This is a genomic window from Actinomycetospora cinnamomea (genome assembly GCF_003096675.1).
Classification (GTDB): Bacteria; Actinomycetota; Actinomycetes; order Mycobacteriales; family Pseudonocardiaceae; genus Actinomycetospora; species Actinomycetospora cinnamomea.
Genome location: NZ_QEKW01000002.1, coordinates 411,552 through 425,016 on the forward strand (window position 1 = coordinate 411,552; position 13,465 = coordinate 425,016).

Annotated in this window: 14 protein-coding genes; 7 read left to right on the plus strand and 7 right to left on the minus strand. The window is 75.0% G+C overall.

The features are described 5' to 3' along the window. Window positions 1-262: 262 nt before the first annotated feature. Entirely contained in the window at window positions 263-838 is a 576-nt protein-coding gene (locus tag C8D89_RS06680) for a GNAT family N-acetyltransferase (protein WP_243417900.1), read from the plus strand. A gap of 73 nt (window positions 839-911) precedes the next feature. Beyond that, on the plus strand, window positions 912-1,496 hold the full coding sequence (gene idi / locus C8D89_RS06685; protein WP_423716750.1) for an isopentenyl-diphosphate Delta-isomerase: 585 nt from the start codon (window positions 912-914) through the stop codon (window positions 1,494-1,496). A gap of 8 nt (window positions 1,497-1,504) precedes the next feature. On the opposite strand, the gene C8D89_RS06690 is transcribed toward idi, so the two are convergent. After that, the gene (locus C8D89_RS06690) at window positions 1,505-2,398 is read right to left on the minus strand and encodes an SMP-30/gluconolactonase/LRE family protein (RefSeq protein WP_243417901.1); all 894 of its coding nucleotides are present in this window, start codon (window positions 2,396-2,398) and stop codon (window positions 1,505-1,507) included. Between the two features lie 85 nt (window positions 2,399-2,483). Here C8D89_RS06690 and C8D89_RS06695 point away from each other — a divergent pair, with 85 nt between their 5' ends. The 3 genes from C8D89_RS06695 (at window position 2,484) to C8D89_RS06705 (ending at window position 5,065) form a co-directional block, all read left to right on the plus strand. Continuing rightward, window positions 2,484-3,140: a TetR/AcrR family transcriptional regulator gene (locus tag C8D89_RS06695; protein ID WP_116707275.1), complete on the plus strand. Its 657-nt coding sequence runs from the start codon at window positions 2,484-2,486 to the stop codon at window positions 3,138-3,140. Window positions 3,141-3,219: 79 nt separating this feature from the next. Beyond that, a complete protein-coding gene (locus C8D89_RS06700; protein WP_116707276.1) occupies window positions 3,220-4,209 on the plus strand; it encodes an LLM class flavin-dependent oxidoreductase in 990 nt (329 codons plus the stop codon). Between the two features lie 70 nt (window positions 4,210-4,279). Next, complete coding sequence (locus C8D89_RS06705; protein WP_116707277.1) at window positions 4,280-5,065, plus strand: YybH family protein; 786 nt, start codon at window positions 4,280-4,282, stop codon at window positions 5,063-5,065. 81 nt (window positions 5,066-5,146) lie between these two features. On the opposite strand, the gene C8D89_RS06710 is transcribed toward C8D89_RS06705, so the two are convergent. The 3 genes from C8D89_RS06710 to C8D89_RS06720 are packed head-to-tail and all read right to left on the minus strand — an operon-like array spanning window position 5,147 to window position 8,568. Further along, window positions 5,147-5,566 (minus strand): VOC family protein, encoded by a 420-nt coding sequence (locus C8D89_RS06710; RefSeq protein ID WP_116707278.1) that lies wholly within the window; start codon window positions 5,564-5,566, stop codon window positions 5,147-5,149. Beyond that, a complete protein-coding gene (locus tag C8D89_RS06715) occupies window positions 5,563-6,429 on the minus strand; it encodes a helix-turn-helix domain-containing protein (protein ID WP_116707279.1) in 867 nt (288 codons plus the stop codon). The genes C8D89_RS06710 and C8D89_RS06715 overlap by 4 nt, the downstream gene beginning before the upstream one ends. Before the next feature lie 15 nt (window positions 6,430-6,444). Beyond that, complete coding sequence (locus C8D89_RS06720) at window positions 6,445-8,568, minus strand: fatty acid desaturase (RefSeq protein ID WP_341477306.1); 2,124 nt, start codon at window positions 8,566-8,568, stop codon at window positions 6,445-6,447. A gap of 189 nt (window positions 8,569-8,757) precedes the next feature. On the opposite strand from C8D89_RS06720, the gene C8D89_RS06725 reads away from it, so the two are divergent. Beyond that, window positions 8,758-9,081: a putative quinol monooxygenase gene (locus C8D89_RS06725; protein ID WP_116707280.1), complete on the plus strand. Its 324-nt coding sequence runs from the start codon at window positions 8,758-8,760 to the stop codon at window positions 9,079-9,081. 25 nt (window positions 9,082-9,106) lie between these two features. Here the strand turns inward: C8D89_RS06725 and C8D89_RS06730 are convergent, their stop codons facing one another. Beyond that, window positions 9,107-10,573 carry an MFS transporter gene (locus C8D89_RS06730; protein ID WP_116707281.1) on the minus strand — a complete coding sequence of 489 codons (1,467 nt, stop codon included), beginning with the start codon at window positions 10,571-10,573 and terminating at the stop codon, window positions 9,107-9,109. A 262-nt stretch (window positions 10,574-10,835) separates the two neighbouring features. On the opposite strand from C8D89_RS06730, the gene C8D89_RS06735 reads away from it, so the two are divergent. Then, on the plus strand, window positions 10,836-11,156 hold the full coding sequence (locus C8D89_RS06735) for a DUF3040 domain-containing protein (protein WP_133251827.1): 321 nt from the start codon (window positions 10,836-10,838) through the stop codon (window positions 11,154-11,156). A 4-nt stretch (window positions 11,157-11,160) separates the two neighbouring features. On the opposite strand, the gene C8D89_RS06740 is transcribed toward C8D89_RS06735, so the two are convergent. Together C8D89_RS06740 and C8D89_RS06745 are read right to left on the minus strand one after the other, a co-directional pair. After that, entirely contained in the window at window positions 11,161-11,862 is a 702-nt protein-coding gene (locus tag C8D89_RS06740; protein ID WP_116707283.1) for a Crp/Fnr family transcriptional regulator, read from the minus strand. Window positions 11,863-11,968: 106 nt separating this feature from the next. Beyond that, window positions 11,969-13,291: an MFS transporter gene (locus C8D89_RS06745; protein WP_243417902.1), complete on the minus strand. Its 1,323-nt coding sequence runs from the start codon at window positions 13,289-13,291 to the stop codon at window positions 11,969-11,971. Between the last annotated feature and the right edge of the window lie 174 nt (window positions 13,292-13,465).

Consider the following 13,465-nt stretch of genomic DNA (forward strand, 5'->3'; position numbering starts at 1 on the left):
CCGGGCTCGAGGGACGAGCCCGGGCCCACCGACCTCTCCTGGATACCATGTCACGGGCTCCGGCGTCCGCCGTCGAGCACTCCGCGTCCTGTTCTGCCCGGCTTCCCCGGCGAGGCCCGTGCAGGCCGTCGGCTCGCGCCGCGTGATCGTGATCCGCGCCACGGCAGGAGGTCGAGTCCCGGAGGGCCCGCCCGGTTGCGTCCTGGTCGTGGGTGGCGCACGCCCGATTGCCCGGTGAGGGGAGCCTTGCTTGACTCGCCGCGTGTCGGAGGACGACGGAGACCCCGCCCGCCTGCCCCTCCGGCCGCCGCCGGTGCCGGCACTCGACGCGCCGTGGTCGCTCCGGCTCGTCACCCCGCACGACGCGGCGACCGTGCACGCGTGGATGCACCGCCCGCACGTCGCGACGCGGTGGGACCAGGCGTGGAGCCGCGAGCGGTGGGACGCCGAGATCGCCCGCCAGCTCGCCGGGGAGCACAGCCGCCCGTGCCTCGTGGCGCGCGACGGCCTGGAGCTGGCCTACGTCGAGATCTACCGGGTGGCGCGCGACGGCCTCGCCGAGCACTACGACGCCGGCCCGGACGACCTGGGCCTGCACGTCGCCATCGGCGAGGAGGACCGGACCGGGTTCGGGCTGGGCACGGCCCTGCTCACCGCCCTGGCCGAGGCGCTGCTGGCGGCGGACCCGGCGTGCGAGCGCATCGTCCTCGAGCCCGAGGAGGGCAACGCCGCGATGCACCGGGCGCTGGCCAAGGCGGGTTTCGTCGCCACGGCGCGCGTACGGCTGCCGCACAAGGTCGCCCTGCTGCACGTGCGCGAGCGCGTCACGGCCGCGTGATCACCGCGTTCGGCCGGGCGCTCCGAGGTGCCGCCGCGGGCGTCACGGGGGAAGCTGGAGGGCGATGGGGATCATCGAGAGGGTCGTGCTGCTCGACGAGTCCGGCCGGGTGGCCGGGACGGCGGCCAAGGCCGAGGTGCACCACGACTCCACCCCGCTGCACCTGGCGTTCTCCTGCTACGTCTTCGACGCCCGCGGGGAGCTCCTGGTGACGCGGCGAGCGCGCAGCAAGACGACGTTCCCGGGCGTGTGGACCAACACCTTCTGCGGCCACCCCGCGCCCGGCGAACCGATGGACACCGCGATCCGTCGCCGCGCCCGCCAGGAGCTCGGTCTCGAGCTCGACGCCCTGCGCCTCGTGCTGCCCGGGTTCCGCTACCGCGCCGAGCAGGGCGGGGTGTTCGAGAACGAGATGTGCCCGGTGTTCGTCGCCCGGACCGCCGCGGCGCCCGGCGCCCCCGACCCGTCCGAGGTCGACGAGGTGCGCGCGGTGGCCTGGGCGCCGTTCCGCGACGACGTCCTCGCCGGCACCTGGCCGGGCATCTCCCCGTGGTGCGCCGACCAGGTCCGCGACCTCGCCCCGCTGGGCCCGGACCCCGGACGCTGGGCCGACGGCGACCCCCGGGCCCTCCCGCCCGCGGCGTTCCTGGAGTCCTGACCCCGGGCTCAGGGGCGGCCCGCGTGCGGGACGTCGACGCGCACCGCGAGCAGCGCCGCCTCCCGGGCCTGCCGGCGGGCCTCCTCGTGGAAGTCGGGCGCGGCACAGGCGAACAGGGTGCGGCCGTCGTCGCCGCCGAGCATGCAGGCGAACACGCCGGTCCCGACGGGGAGCTCGTCGGCGACCTCCCCGCCCGCGCGGATCCGCAGGAGGCGTCCGCCGAGCGCGTCGGCGATCCACAGCGCGCCCTCGGCGTCCAGGCAGCAGCCGTCGGGCGCGACCGCGAGCTGACCGAGCGCCTTCTCCAGCTCCCGCTCGGTGGGCGGGTCGCCGAACGAGGCCCACGTCCGGCGCTCGGAGAGCGCGCCGTCGGGGGCGATGTCGAAGGCGCTCACCCGGTTGCCGAACGTCTCGTCGACGAGCAGCACGCCGTCGTCGGTGATGACGCTGCCGTTGGCGAACCACAGGTCCTCGGCCACCCGAGTGACAGTGCCGTCGGGGTCGACGCGCAGGAGCGCGGCCGTCTCGACCGGCGCCCCGCCCATGAGGTCGAAGCCGAAGTTGCCGACGTAGGCCCGCCCCCGGTCGTCGACGACCATGTCGTTGGGGTGGCCCCCCACGTGGGCGCCGAGCTCGGCGTGGGTGACCAGCTGCCCGTCGGCCTCGCGGCGCAGCAGCCGCGCATCGCGCATCGAGACCACGAGCAGGCGGCCGTCGGGCAGCCAGCCCAGCCCCGAGGGCTGCGCCGGCACCTCGGCCTCCACGCGCAGGTCGCCGCCGTCCTCGCGGGCCGAGAACACCCGGTGCGTGTAGAAGTCGACGAACCAGATCCGGCCCTCGTGCCAGCGCGGGCACTCCAGGTACGACATCCCCTCGACCACCGGGGTGAACTCGCGCTCCACGCGGCCTCCTCGTCGACGACCCTGTGACTGAGCGCATAGTCACTGTGCCGCGGTTAGGGTGTCAAGCCGCGAGAGGGGAGCGGTCATGGCAGGTCGGCGCGGCCGCGCGGCGGTCCGGGAGGAGGCGCCCCCGGCGGGCTCGGAGGCTCCGGTGTGGGGGGACGACCTCGGCGAGGTCCCCCGCACGCTGCTCGACTCCGCGGTGCGGTGCTTCGCCGAGCGCGGCTTCCACGCCACGACCACCCGGGACGTCTCCGCGGGCGCGGGGCTGAGCCCGGCCGCGCTGTACGTGCACTTCCCGTCGAAGGAAGCCGTCCTGTACGAGATCACGCGGCGGGGCCACGAGAGCGCGCTCGCGGTCGTCCGGGACCCGGCCGTCACGGACATCCCCGAGGCCGCGACCCGCCTGCGGGCGATCGTCGCGGCGTTCGTGGCCTGGCACGCGCGTCACCACGTGGTGGCGCGCGTCTGCCAGTACGAGCTCGCGTCCCTGACCGCGGAGCACCACGAGGACATCCGCCGGCTCCGGCGCCGCTTCAACACCGTGTTCCGGGACGCGGTGGTCACCGGCACGGCGCAGGGCGTCTTCGCCACCGGGGACGTCGACCGCGTCGTGCGGGCCATGCTCTCGCTGGGCATCGACCTGGTGCGCTGGTACCGCCTGGGGGGTGCCGACTCGCCCGAGGACCTCGGCGCGTTCTACGGCGAGCTGGCGGTGCGGATGGTCACGGCCGGCGCTTGACACCTCCTCGCCGTGGCGGTGACTATGCGCTCAGTCACACCCGAGCCACAGCCACACCCGAGGCCACTGGGAGGCCCCCGTGGAGGTGTCCTGCGCGTTCCCGACGACGCTGCACTCGCCCGACGACATCGCGCTCGCCGAGCGCCTGGGCTACGACCGGGCGTGGGTGTACGACACCCCGCAGCAGAGTCCCGACGTCTGGATGACCCTCGCCCTGGCCGCGGAGCGCACCGAGCGGATCGGGCTGGGCCCGGGCGTGCTGATCCCGAGCCTGCGCCACCCCATGGTCAACGCGGCGGCGACGGCCACGCTCGCGGCGCTCGCGCCGGGCCGCACGGCGGTCGCGTTCGGCACCGGCTTCACCGGACGCCGCGCGATGGGCTACCGCGCCATCCCGTGGTCGTTCATGGCCTCCTACCTGCGTGCCTACCGCGGGCTGCTCCGCGGGGAGGTCGTCGAGTGGGAGGGCGCGCGGATGCAGATGCTGCACCCCGACGGGCACGCCCCGGCCCGGCCCGTCGACGTGCCGGTGCTCGTGGGCGCGCTCGGGCCGAAGGGTGACGCCGTCGCCCGCGAGCTCGGCGACGGCCTGTTCGTGACCCTGCAGATGCCCGACTTCGCCCCGGAGCACCGGTGGGTGCCGTACCTGGCGTGGGGCACCGTCCTCGACGAGGGCGAGGCGGCGGACTCCGAGCACGCGCGGCTCGCGGCGGGCCCGGGCTGGGCGCTGGCCTACCACGGGGCCTACGAGTTCGGCGGGGCCGACGCGGTGCGCGACCTGCCGGCGGGGGACGCGTGGATGGACGCGGTGGAGAAGGCCCCGCCGGAGGAGCGCCACCTCGCCGTCCACGACCGCCACTGCGTCGCCCTCAACGACGCGGACCAGGCCGCCTGGGACGCGGGCGGGCACCAGATGCTGCGCGACGCCACGCTCAGCGGCACCACCGACGAGCTGCGGCGGCGTCTGGACGAGCTCGGCGAGCAGGGCGTCACCGAGATCGTGTTCCAGCCCTGCGGCCCCGACACCGAGCGCGAGCTCGAGCGGTTCCTGGAGACCGCGCGCCGCTGAGCGATGAGTCCCCGCGGCCGCGGGAGTTCCACCGGGTGAGGACACGGGAACCGACCCGGGAGGGACCACCATGGCCGACGACGAGCACGAGATCCGCGCGCTGATCGAGCGCTGGGCCCACGCGGTGCACGCGGGCGACCTCGACGGGGTGCTCGCCGACCACACCGACGACGTCGTCATGTTCGACGTCCCGCCGCCGCAGGACGGCGTGCGCGGCCTCGACGACTACGCCGCGACCTGGCCGCCGTTCTTCGCGTTCCAGGCGGGCGGGGGCAGCTTCGAGATCGTCGAGCTGGACGTCACCGCCGGCGTCGACGTCGCCTTCGCCCACGCCCTGCTGCGCTGCGACACCCCGGCGGGGCCGGCCGCGCACTCCGACCGGCGCCTGCGCCTGACCCTCGGCCTGCGCCGGGAGGGCGGGCGCTGGCTGGTCGCCCACGAGCACCACTCGTTCCCCGACGAGACCCCGGTCCCCGCCGACGACGAGGCGGCCGTGCGCGAGGTCCACCGGCGCTGGGCCGAGGACACCGCCGCCCGCGACCTGGACGGGCTCGTCGCGCCGGTCGCCGACGAGGTCGTCTCCTACGAGCACGCCGGTCCGTTGCAGTACGTCGGCATCGACGAGGTGCGCGAGGTGTGCCGCGCCGGGCTCGAGGCCTCACCGGAGCCGGTGACCTGGGTGATCCCCGACCTGCGCGTCGTCGCGAGCGGCGACCTCGCCGTGTCGTGGGGCATCGACCACCTCACCCCCGGCGGCGGCGACACGATCCACTCGCGCGGCACCCGCGTGTTCCGCCGCACGGCCGGCGGGTGGGAGATGATCCACCAGCACCTGTCGTTCCCGGCGGCCAACTGAGAGCAGCGAACGCGCTGTTCGCTGCTTCTACGCGCGCGAAGTCCCCGTTGATCACGGGGGCCTCGGGCCGGCGCCACGACCTCAGGGCCGCGGCGCACCCGGGTAGGTGCCGAACTGCCAGTGGTTGCCCTCGGGGTCGCGGAGCGCGACGTCGTGCGAGCCGTAGTCGGTGTCGTAGGGGCCCTGGACGACCGCGCCGCGGCCGTCGTCGCGCACGCGGGCGGCGAGGGCGTCGATCTCCGCCGCCTCCGGCAGCACGACGTACGCGGTGAAGCTGCCGGTGGGGGTCGCGCGGCCCTCGGCGCCCGGGCGCTGCTGGCCCATCATGATCCCGCCGCCGGCCGGTCCGGCGAGCTCGGCGTGCTGGATGACGCCGTCGTCGCCGGCGTAGTCGACGACCTCGGTGAAGCCGAGCACGTCGGTGAGGAAGGACATCAGGGCGCGGGCGTCGCGCGCGGCGAGGGTGGGCCAGACCTGGGGGGCAGGCGTCTTGTCGTTCATGGCTCCGCATCCTCCGCCGCGAGCCCCGGGGCGTCTTGGACGTTCCCGATCTCCTCGGCGAGCCAGCGGGTGGGCGAGCAGCCGGCGAGCGCGGAGAACTCGCGGGTCAGGTGCGCCTGGTCGGCGTAGCCGCCCTCGGCGGCGACGTCGGCCAGGCGCAGCGGCGCCCCGGCGACCGCCCGGGCGGCGAGGCGGCGTCGCGCGCGGTCGAAGCGCGCCATCCGCCCCGCGACCTTCGGGGGCACGCCGACCTCGGCGCGGAACCGCTGGCCGAGGTGGCGCTCGCTCCAGCCGACCTCGTCCGCGAGCGCGTGCACCGGGATCGTGCCGCCGGAGCCGACGACGCGGCGCCAGGCGTGGCGTACCTCGGGCGCGACCGGGCGGCCGGCGGCACGCGCCGGGGACGCGCGGTCGAGCGCGCGCTGCAGGACCGCGTCGAGCGCGGCGAAGCGCCCGTCCCAGCCGTCGGCGTCCTGCACCCGCTCCGCCACCTCGCGGGCGAGGCCGCCGAGGACCTCGTCCCCGTCGACGGTCACCCCCGCGAGCTCGGACGCGGGCCGGCCGAGCAGGGCCCGCGCGGCGAGGGGGTCGAGCACCACGTGCACGCCGGACTGGTGGCCGTCGTGGACGATCGACTCGGGTGTGGTGTGCAGCCCGCCGAGCGCCACCGCCCGCTCCACCAGGCCGCCGTCGGGCGCCCGCATGACGAGCGGGCGGTCGAACGTGACGATCAGCGTCAGGTACGGCGAGGGCAGGCCGCGGTGCACGCCCGGCGGGCCGCCGCGCAGGTCGTAGCCGTGGTAGGCGACGTGGCCACGCAGGGCCCCGGAGGGCGCGCTCGACCGACCGTCCGTGCTGGGCACGCCCCCAGTCTGGCCTCAGCCACCGTCGTAGTCGACGGTCAGCGCCTCGCTGGTGGGACGGGCCTGGCAGGTCAGGATGCGGCCGTCGGCCACCTCGGCGTCGGTCAGGGCGTGGTGCACCGCCATGTGCACGGTGCCCGAGCGCAGCGTCGCGACGCAGGTGCCGCACGCTCCGCCGGCGCACGAGTACGGGGCGTCGAGACCCGCGGTCAGGGCCGCGTCGAGCACGGCCTCGTCGGGCCCGCAGTCGACCTCGGTGGTGCTGCCGTCGAGCGTGACGGACACCGTCGCCGCGGTGGCGCCCTCGACCGGCCCCTCCGGCGTGCCGCTGGTGAACAGCTCGCGGTGCACCCGCTCGCCCGGTACCCCGTGGGCGTCGAGCCCGCTCACCAGCGCGTCGGTGAGCGCCTCCGGTCCGCACAGGAACCAGCCGTCGACCTCCTCGGGCCGCGACACGTGGGACAGGACCCGGTCGACGTCGAGGCGACCGGCCTCGACGGTCTCCCAGCGCACCTGGTCGTCACGGGGGTCCTCCGGACGCTCGCCGGCCGCGACGTCGGCCCGTGAGTGCACGTGGACCAGGCGCAGGCGGCCCTCGGCCCGCGCGACGAGCATCGACAGCTCGTCGGCGAACATCGTCGAGCCGGCGTCGCGGTTGCCCACCAGCAGCGTCACCCGCGTCGCGGGCTCGGCGTCGAGCAGGTCCGCGACGATCGGCAGCACCGGCGTGATCCCGCTGCCCGCGGCCACCGCGACGACCCGCCGCCCGGACCCGAGCCCGGCGGGCGGCTCGGGCGTGAACCGGCCCGAGGGCGCGGCGACCTCGAGGGTGTCGCCCGCGGCCAGCTCCGATCCGGCCCACGTGGAGAAGCGGCCGCCGTCGACCGTGCGCACCCCGATCCGCAGCACTCCGGACCCCGGCGCCGAACAGACCGAGTAGGTGCGGCGGACCTCTTCGCGACCGGCCCCGGCAGAGCTGTCGGCGCGGTCGAGCCAGGCGCGCACCGTGACGTGCTGCCCGGCCCGGTGGGCGAACGTCGCGGCGAGCTCGTCGGGCACGTCGAACGTGACGGCGACGCTGTCCGGGGTGAGCCGGCGGACCTCGGCCACGCGCAGCCGGTGGAAGCCGGGACGGACCTCGCCGGCGGGCAGGTCCATCCCGTCGGTGAGCCCGCGCCACGCCCGGTACTCCGCGGGCGTGAGCTCGGTGCCCCACGCCGTGGCGATCGGGACGTCGCGGGCGAGGAAGTCGTCGCGGGTGTTCTCCCAGGCGCGCACGTAGCGGTAGAAGGGGATCGTCGGGTGGATGTGGTGCACCAGGTGGTAGTTCTGGTACAGCATCACCGGCGTCATGAACCATTCGCGGCCCACGCGCACCCGCGTGGCGCGGAAGCGGTCGGTGCGCGCGGTGACGCCGAGGTCGTGGTGGGGCAGCCAGTCGAACCACCAGGCCAGCACGCCGATCCCCAGCCGCTGCGGCAGCAGGTAGATCATCAGCAGGGCGAGCCCGTGGCCCGTGACGACGAGGGTGACGGCCAGCCCGATCACCATGGCCAGGTTCACCAGCGCACCGATCACCTCGCGGCGGGGCCGGGAGGCCATGCGCGGGCCGTAGAAGCGGAAGTACCAGCCGTCGATCGCGAGCCAGCGCAGCGGGCGCTGCCACGTCGGCCCGCCCTCGACCCACGCGTCGGGGTCGACCAGCACGTCCTCGTTCGTGTGCCGGTGGTGCTCGATGTGGATGAAGCGCACGAGCGGGAACGTCGCCCACGCCACGACGAACGGCATCGACACCCGCCCGAGGACGTCGTTGATCCACCGCAGCCGGCCCGCGGCGTGGTGGGTGGCCTCGTGCAGGACGGTGAACATCGTGAAGGTGACCAGTGCGTGCGCCGGCACCGTCGCCACCAGCCACCACCGGCTGACCCCGCCACCGAGCGCCGCCAGCGCGAGGACGGTCGCACCCACCCAGAGCGCGAACGACCCGGCCCACAGGGCGACGGTCGGCCAGGCGACGGAGGGGAGGGGGATGCCGGGATCGGGCACCCCGCGGCGGACGGCCGCGGCCTCCTCCTCGCTGAGCACCCGGCGCGACGGCGCCGACGGCTGCGGCGACTGCGACGACTCGGTGGCGGTCACGGCGTCCTCCCGCGGGTTCGTCGAGGGCTGACCCGACGGTAGGTTCCGTGCGCCGCTGAAACAATAGTGATTTTTTGTCTCAGCACCGCTCCGCGCGGACCGTGGCGGGTGACGACCCGGGCGCGCGAGGATGACCGCCGACCGACGGGCCGTGACACGAGGCGGCCGGCGACGAGAGAGGGAGCCCCGTTGATCCTCATCAACGTCAAGTGGACGGTGAAGCCGGAGTACGCCGAGCAGTTCCCGTCGTTGGTGAAGGAGTTCACAGACGCGGTGCGTCAGGAGCCCGGCAACATCTTCTTCGAGTGGTCGCGGCACCTCGAGGAGGAGAACACCTACGTCCTCGTCGAGGCGTTCCAGGACGACGCGGGCGAGGCCCACGTCCAGTCCGATCACTTCAGGAAGTTCGTCGCGCAGGCCCCCGACTGGGTGGCGACGACGCCGAAGATCATCAACGTCCAGAACGTCCCGCAGGACGGCTGGGGCGAGATGGGCGAGATCCAGCCGCGGTGACGCGACGGCCGGTACGGTCCCGCCGTCACACGGCGGCGGGCTCGCGGTCCGCGGTCGCGGTGTCGCGCCGCAGCAGGCGCCACGCGCCCACGGCGGTCAATGCCAGCACGACCGTTCCCACGACAGCGGCACCCTGCAGGCCGAGGACGAACGCCTCGCCCGCGTCGGCGAGCAGGGTCGCCCCGGCCTCGGCGGGCATCCCGGCGGCGTGCGCGACCGCGCCGCCCAGCGTCTCCTGGCCCGTGCGCCCGGTGAACACCGCGGCGGCGATGCTGCCGAGGACCGCCGTACCCAGCGCGCCGCCGAGCTCGTAGCCGGTCTCGGAGATCGCCGAGGCCGCGCCGGCACGATCGGCGGGTGCGGCGGCGAGGATGAGGTCGTTGGTGAGCGCCTCGGCCAGCGCGACCCCGCCACCGAGCAGGACGAAGCCGGCGACCACGCCGGCGAGGCCGCCGACGAGCGCGACGACGAGCAGCCCCGCGGCGGCTGTCGCGAACCCGAGGCCGACCAGCGCCGGCGCACCGAGGTGCCGACCCAGCCGGGCGCCGCCGAGGGCCCCGGCGACCCCGGCCACCGACCCCGGCAGCATCCACAGAGCGGCGGTGAGCGGGCCCATGCCGAGCACGAGCTGCAGGTACTGCGGCAGCAGCAGGAGCAGTCCGACCAGCGCGAAGACCCCGAGCAGGTTCGCCGTCACCGACACCGAGAACGCGCGCCGGGCGAACAGGTCCAGGTCGAGCAGCGGGTGGGCGAGGCGGCGCTGGCGGCGCACGAAGACGGCGCCGGCGACGACCCCGAGCGCGGCGGCCAGGCCCGCGCCGCCGGTCGCGCCCTCGGTCGCGAGGGTCTTCAGTGCGTAGACCAGCGGCAGCATCGCGACCAGCGACAGGGCGGCGGAGGGCAGGTCGAAGGGGCCGGGGTGCGGATCGCGGCTCTCGGGCACCGCGACGGGACCGACCGCGAGCAGCAACGCGATCACCGGAACGTTGACGAGGAACACCGCGCCCCACCAGAAGTGCTCGAGGAGCACGCCGGCGACCACCGGGCCGGCGGCCGCACCACCGGCGAACGCCGCGGACCACACGGCCACCGCGGTGGCCCGTCGCCGCGGCTCCGGGAACACCGTCTTGATCAGGGAGAACGTGGAGGGCAGGAGCGTCGCCCCGCCGATGCCGAGCAGTGCCCGGGCCGCGACGAGCGTCCCCGCGCTCGGCGCGACCGCCGCGAGCACCGACGCGACGCCGAAGGCGGCGGACCCCCACAGGAGCAGCCGGCGCCGCCCGATGCGGTCGCCGAGCGTGCCCATGGTGACCAGCAGCCCGGCAAGGACGAACGAGTAGGCGTCGACGATCCAGAGCTGCGCGGCGGCGCCGGGACGCAGGTCCTCGGCGAGGGCGGGCAGCGCCGTGCCCAGCACCGTCATGTCGATGCTGACGAGCAGCACGGGCAGCACCAGCACGGCGAGCGCGATCCACGGCGACCGGCGGGACATCGTCTGCTCCTCCTGAGTGGACCGTCCGGACGGTCTGTCGGCCGAGCGCGGCCGGACCCGGGCTGCCGAGGTGATCGGCGCTGGACGGCGGGGTGACGGCCCCGCGCCTGACCCGCAGGGCCCGTCCGCGCCCAGCGGTCGCTCCTGCGCGCCGAGGGTCGCGGACGGGGGAGGGCGGGCGTGGCGTCCCCGCTGGTCGACGCGTCGCGTCGGTGGCCGAGGACACGTGCCGATTGTGCGCGACCTGCCGCACCCTGGACGCGTGGAGCAGTACGACCGGCCCCGACCGACCGGGCCCACCGACCCCTTCACCGCCATCGTGCACGCCCTCGCGCGCCAGGACCCGCGGTTCGTCCGGCGCATGACCGCGCCCGCTCCGGGCGGGCTCGGCGTCGCCGACCTCATGATCGTCGTCGGCCTGGTCGCCACCGTGCTGCTCGGCGTCCTCCCGCTGGCACTGGGGGTCGCCTACTCGCTCGCCGCCCTGACCGTCGCGGGGGCGGCCGGGTGCCTGCTCCTGCCGGTCGGGGCACCGCTGGCCGTGCGGACGCTCCTGCGCCACCTGCGGCCGATGATGTCCTGAGCCGTCACACCGCCACGGCGTCGACCCGCCGGCGCAGCGTCGGCAGGTCACGCACCACGATGTGCCGGCCGTCCTTGACCAGGACGCCCTCGGCGACGAGGCGGGAGAGCTCGCGGCTCGTGGTCACCCGGGTGAGCCCCACCATCAGCGCGAGCTCGTCCACCGACGGCCGCACGCTCAGTCGCGCCGACGAGCCGAGCGCGCCGTGACCGTAGGCCTCGACGAGGTGCCCGAGCAGCAGGACGACCCGCTCGTGCGCGGGCAGGCCGTCGAGGAAGACGTGCAGGTGCAGCACCCGCTGCTTGTGGGCGACGCGGCGCACGACCTCGACCAGCAGTTCCGGGTCGTCGCGGGCGGCCTCGATCAGGACGTCGCGGCCGACGGCGAGCACCTCGCAGGCGGTGAGCGCGGTGGCCGACACCGGGTTCAGTCCGCCGTCGAAGCAGACGCCCTCGCCCAGGCTGGCGCCGGGCTCGGCCCAGGAGATGACGCGCATCGTGCCGTCCGGGCGCAGCATGTGGACCCGCACCCGGCCGGAGACCAGCACGTGGAAGGACGACGACGTCTCGCCCTGGCGGTAGAGGTGCTCGCCTTCCCGCACGGTGCGCGGGACCCCGAGGGCCTCGACCCGCCGGCTGACCGCCCCCGGCTCCGCGAGCAGGAACGGGGAGACCGTCGGTGTGGGCACGACGCTGCGCGGGGCCATCGGCGTCCTCGATCCGGGCCGCCGGAGGACCGGCGGGGGTGAGGGGAGGGTACGGCGCGGACGTGCGCCCGGAAAGGGAGGATCCGGGCGCCCGTCCGGCCGGTTCTCAGGCCGCTGCGGGCTCGGGCGAGGTGGTGATGGACGCGGCGTCGGTGTCGGGCAGGGCGAGCGTGCACAGCAGGCTCACCAGCGACAGGCCGGCGAGCAGGATGCCGATCGCGAGGCTCGATCCGAGCGACGCCACCAGCGCCGTCGCGATGAGCGGCACGATGCCGCCGCCGAGGACGCCGGCGAGGTTGTAGGCCATGCCGGCACCGGTGTAGCGGTAGTGCGTCGGGAAGAGCTCCGGCAGCTGCGCGCCCTGCGGGCCGTAGGCGATGCCGACGACGCCGAGCACGACGGCCAGCCCGAGCCCGAACGCCCAGGCGGTCGCGATGTCGAGGATCGGGAAGGCGATGATCCCCGCGACCACGGCCGAGGCGTTGCCGATGATGATCATCTTCCGGCGTCCGACGCGGTCGGAGAGGATCGCGCCGGCGATCGTCGTCCCGGCGAAGACGAGGCCGCCGATGATGCCCATCGCGAGCACGGTGGTGCGCGGCAGCCCGAGGTTCTGGGTGCCGTAGCTCGTCAGGTACGTGACACCGATGTAGAAGAACGCGAACACGGCCATGGTCGAACCGGCGCCGAGCAGAACGCGGCGCGGGTGGGTGGTCAGCACCTCGGCCACCGGCATGCGCGTGCTCACGTTCTTGTCCCGGGACCGGAAGGCCGCGGTCTCGGTGATGGCCAGCCGGACGTAGAGGCCGACCGCGACGAGCAGGACGCTCGCGATGAACGGGACCCGCCAGCCCCAGGCCACGAAGGCCTCGTTGCTCATGGTCAGCGCGGTGGTGAGGAAGGTGGCGCTGGCCAGGGCGAAGGCGAGCGACGGGCCGAGCTGGGGGAACAGCGCGTACTTGCCGCGCGCCTTCCCGGGAGAGTTCTCGGCGGTGAGCAGCGTCGCGCCGGCCCACTCGCCGCCGACCGCGAGGCCCTGCAGGATCCGCAGGACGACGAGCAGGATCGGGGCGATCACGCCGATCGTCCCCGTGGTGGGCAGCAGGCCGATGGCCAGCGTCGAGAGGCCCATGAGCAGCAGCGTCGTCACCAGCGTGCGTTTGCGCCCGAGCTTGTCGCCGAAGTGCCCGAACAGCACCGAGCCGAACGGGCGCGCGACGAACGCGACACCGAACGTCGCCAGCGCCAGTGCCGTGCCCGCGGCCGCCCCGAGCTCGGGGAAGAAGACCTTGTTGAACACGAGGGCGGCGGCCGTGCCGTAGATGAAGAAGTCGTAGAACTCGATCACCGTGCCGGTCATGCTCGCGATCGCGATGCGGCGCATCGGTGGGGCCGCGGTGCTCGGCGTCGACGCGTCGGGGCTGCTCAACGGGACCTCCTGAACGTTCGTACGGGCACGGCGAGTGTCCGGTCCAGGAAGCGGGCGGTCTGTATCACACACTACAGACTGATGACGCTCCACGTGCTGGGTGAGGCACGTGACCGCGGGATCACGCCGGGGCGCGGACGCCCGGCGCGGACCCCGCCGACCCGACGAGGGCGC